The sequence below is a fragment of the Candidatus Obscuribacterales bacterium genome (genome assembly GCA_036703605.1).
GTDB lineage: Bacteria > Cyanobacteriota > Cyanobacteriia > RECH01 > RECH01 > RECH01.
Map to the genome: position 1 here is coordinate 1 of DATNRH010000974.1, position 1,735 is coordinate 1,735.

At 54.2% G+C, this 1,735-nt stretch carries 3 protein-coding genes; 2 read left to right on the plus strand and 1 reads right to left on the minus strand.

What is annotated here, in order from left to right; genetic code table 11:
- Nucleotides 1–655, plus strand: a 655-nt coding sequence (locus V6D20_20080; protein HEY9818078.1) for a hypothetical protein, incomplete at its 5' end; no start/stop codon positions are given.
- Nucleotides 656–658: 3 nt separating this feature from the next.
- On the opposite strand, the gene hisIE is transcribed toward V6D20_20080, so the two are convergent.
- Complete coding sequence (hisIE, locus tag V6D20_20085) at nt 659–1,306, minus strand: bifunctional phosphoribosyl-AMP cyclohydrolase/phosphoribosyl-ATP diphosphatase HisIE (GenBank protein HEY9818079.1); 648 nt, start codon at nt 1,304–1,306, stop codon at nt 659–661.
- A gap of 10 nt (nt 1,307–1,316) precedes the next feature.
- On the opposite strand from hisIE, the gene V6D20_20090 reads away from it, so the two are divergent.
- Nucleotides 1,317–1,475, plus strand: coding sequence for a hypothetical protein (locus V6D20_20090; protein ID HEY9818080.1), 159 nt, complete (start codon nt 1,317–1,319; stop codon nt 1,473–1,475).
- The last annotated feature ends 260 nt before the right edge of the window (nt 1,476–1,735 follow it).

Genomic DNA, 1,735 nt, shown 5'->3' on the forward strand with positions numbered 1-1,735 from the left:
AGCAGCAGCACCATCGGACGAACCGGATCCTGAACCCATTGCAGAAACGGAAGAGCCCTCGGATGAAGTAGCGGTTGATCCGGAAGCCGTCGATCCAGAAGCGGCAGACGGGCCCACAGATGCCATCATTGGTTCTTCAGAATCTGATTTCCAAGGACCCAGCGGTACCTTTACCACCGAGGCTTCAGTAGATCGCTACGACCAACCCGGCGGAACCATGGTGGGAGTCATTGATTCAGAATCATCGTTTGATGTGACCTCGCGTCGAACCTTGGTGGGTGGCGTCGTTTGGGCACAGCTTGAGGACGGCAGCTGGGTAAATGCGCGGCAAATTGATGCGGCGATCGCTGGCGAAAACGATAGTCCGGTTGCCAGCCAAGAGCCTGAGCCTGAGCCAACGGTTGCCGAAGCAGAAGATGATGGTGCCCACGAGCTGGTCTTGCAAGATTCCTATGTGTTTCGAGGGCCGAGCGGTTCATTTTCCGCCTCGGCCACCATCGAGCGCCGGGAAGATCCCTACGGACTGGTGATTGGCAGCGTCGGATCAGGCGAGGCCGTTGAACTCACGGGCAACCGTACCTTTGCCCTCAACCGCACGTGGGCTGAGTTAAGCGATGGTACCTGGGTTGATATTCGCAATCTTCAAGCTCAGTAGAGATTAACGCCGTCGCTCTTGCAGCTTACGGTACACATCTCGCAGACTAACGTTGTGGTGAGCGATCGCCACCATGGTGTGGTAGAACAAATCGGCCACTTCTCCAGCGATCGCCTCTGGATCGTCATCTTTGCAGGCCATGACCACCTCGGCAGACTCCTCGCCAATTTTCTTGAGGATTTGGTTATCACCGCCCTCTAGCAAGCGGCTGGTGTAGGAGTTGGGGTTGGGATGGTCGCGGCGATCGCAGATCACCTCAAACACTTGAGAAAGCATGTCGGCGGGAGGCGGCGTAATGCCACCGCTGACCTGGTGAAAACAGCTACGCTCCCCTGTGTGACAGGCGATATCTCCCAACTGCTCCACAGTAATCAACAGCGCATCACTATCGCAGTCATAGCGCAAAGACTGCACCTTTTGTAGATGCCCCGACGTTGCTCCCTTATGCCAGAGTTCAGAGCGCGATCGGCTCCAAAACCAGGTTTCTCCCGTCTCCAGAGTTTTGGTCAACGACTCGGCATTCATCCAAGCCATCATCAACACCGTGCCATCCAGGACATCTTGAACAATCGCGGGCACTAGCCCCTGCTCGTTGTAGCAAATCTGCTCTACCGGAATGGCAACTTCCCCTAGGACATTATGAATTGACAACCTACTGCTCATGTCTCCTCCTAAGATCTTCAACTTTAAATCTTCAACAGTGTATCCACCCTGGCCTGAAAGCACTGTCTGTGCCATTCCGAACCAAGAGCGATCGCCCCTAACGGCGGCGACTCCATCCCATGCCTCCTCCCATCCTACGATCAAGGTTGTTGCTTAGACCGGTGAGATCTCAACAACCTACGTGAAAAGAATGAGGCATTCCCAATTGCAGAGGCTAAACTAGAGTGGAGCAAAATGGACGAGCAATCGGCGATCGCCCAAGGTTTACACTGTTCACCCATGTCTGAGGTTTAGAGAGGAAGATGGTGCATCCCCATGATGCGGCCCTCCCCTAAGCCCCCATGCCCCATACCTATTCCTCGATTCTGCCTACCGTGCAGTCCATTTCTTATTAAAGTCCTCCAATATTCAAATTTT